Below are 1,652 nucleotides of genomic sequence, written 5' to 3'. Positions count from 1 at the left end.
GGTAACTCTTCCACCCTTACGGATTCCTTAGCATCAGGGTAGATCACTGCAAGCGTCTCACCATCAGCTGGAATCATTTCGATCCGAAAAGCATCATTCCCAACGAGGGGATAAGCTATCCATTGATTCCCAACCCGCGCTAGACTAACTCGTGATTGCTGTTGCTTAGGGACTGATCCCGCAAGAATTGCCTCAACTTCTGGTAAATCTTCTTCAAACCAGAATAAGTCCTCGACTTGGCAGCCAAGGGCCTTGGCTAAACGTAGTGACATAGCAACAGAAGGAGCATATTGTCCCAATTCCACACCACCAATACTCTGGCGAGTTACGCCAGCTATATTAGCCAATTCTTGCTGACTCATACCCAAGCGAGTTCTAATTGACTTCAGGTTATTGCAAAGATTCACATCCAGTTTCATGAGGCTGTATATCTCCGTTAGAAAAAGCCGCAGCAGACAAACTTAAATTTGTTGGGTCAATAGCAAGGTTTTCTAGTGTTAGCTGTTTATGTTGTCAGACATGTTGATGTTTTGACAATTTCGCTTATTTGCTGCAAGCATAGCATACGCTTTGCTAAAATACTTGCATTATTGGATACTATTTAGCAATTTAGCGTAGCTTGCCGCCGTCGGCGATCGCAGTCGGCAAGCTACGTCACCAACAGAAAACTTAGTACAGCTTTGCATTAATTCGTAGCGAATGGACTCAAACAGACTTTGCGTTACTCTGCGCTATACTCTGCGCCCCTTTGCGTTTAAATTTCAACCCTCAATTCGCCACGGTTTCACGCAAAGCTGTACTTAGTCCGAGTGCGGTAAGTCCCGATCTAAATGCCAATTGCCTTTTTTAGTTGGTACCGCCACCCACTGGAGTTCCAACCATAAGATCGGGTTCTTTTCCTTCAACCTTGAGGAGCGATCGCGAATAATGCGTGTGGCATTTATGCAAACAGCCTGACATATCCCCAAATCTTGGGCAACGTCTCTGAAAACGTCTTTGTTGGCATTAATCGAGGCAAACAACATATTCGGATAATAAACAACAAAATGTTGTATAAGTTTTGGAGGACAACCCCAGTAAGAGTTTACGAGTTCGACGTGGCAGTACTGGAGCAACTCACCTACTTTGGCACAGCGTCCCTTGACTACGGTGATAAATTTTTCGACTAAAACCTCTTCAGTCAACATAATGAGTTCTCCTCCTTCAATGAGGTAGACGAATTTTGGCGTGCTTCAGAACGCCGATTTCTCAAATGGTGGTAAGAAGTTTACGCAGTTTTTTCTGTTTTTTCGAGTCAGAGATTGCCAATTGCTCCAGACACTTTGTATGAGGGATAACCCCTACTGCATCGTCCTATTCAAGAGGCATCTCCGAAAATGAATCTGCAACCTTTGTGGAGTTTGGGTTGATACCTAATGTTTGGAGATGTCTAAACAACCCAAACTGTACCAGCAGTTCCTCTAGCTGATCGTTAGACATAGATTTCGGAGTGACAAAATCTGTATTCTGGTCAATTGCCATAGCCAGGTTGCGATAGTGCTGCGCCTGTTCAGACTCAGGAGCATACTCAATCACCGTCTTGCGGTGGAACTCTGCTTGCTGCACCATATTGTCTCTGGGTATAGAGTAGATCATTTGAGTCCCCAGTTTCT

At 44.5% G+C, this 1,652-nt stretch carries 2 protein-coding genes and 1 pseudogene; all 3 read right to left on the bottom strand.

What is annotated here, in order from left to right; all coding sequences use genetic code 11:
* A partial coding sequence (locus CDG79_RS40410) for a helix-turn-helix transcriptional regulator (protein WP_143855754.1) occupies positions 1-419 on the bottom strand: 419 nt, incomplete at its 3' end.
* Positions 420-800: 381 nt separating this feature from the next.
* Entirely contained in the window at positions 801-1,187 is a 387-nt protein-coding gene (locus CDG79_RS40405) for a hypothetical protein (RefSeq protein ID WP_094347027.1), read from the bottom strand.
* Between the two features lie 166 nt (positions 1,188-1,353).
* Positions 1,354-1,652: pseudogene (locus CDG79_RS40400) on the bottom strand (hypothetical protein); the annotation flags it as partial.

Origin of the sequence: Nostoc sp. 'Peltigera membranacea cyanobiont' 232 (assembly GCF_002245985.1) — a bacterium.
Classification (GTDB): domain Bacteria; phylum Cyanobacteriota; class Cyanobacteriia; order Cyanobacteriales; family Nostocaceae; genus Nostoc.
Note: the sequence above shows the minus strand (reverse complement) of the source record. Positions and strands in the feature narration are given on the sequence as shown.

Coding starts and splice junctions, on each gene's coding strand:
- CDG79_RS40405 (WP_094347027.1), bottom strand. CDS start 1,187: ATGTTGACTGAAGAGGTTTTAGTCGAAAAATTTATCACCGTAGTCAAG.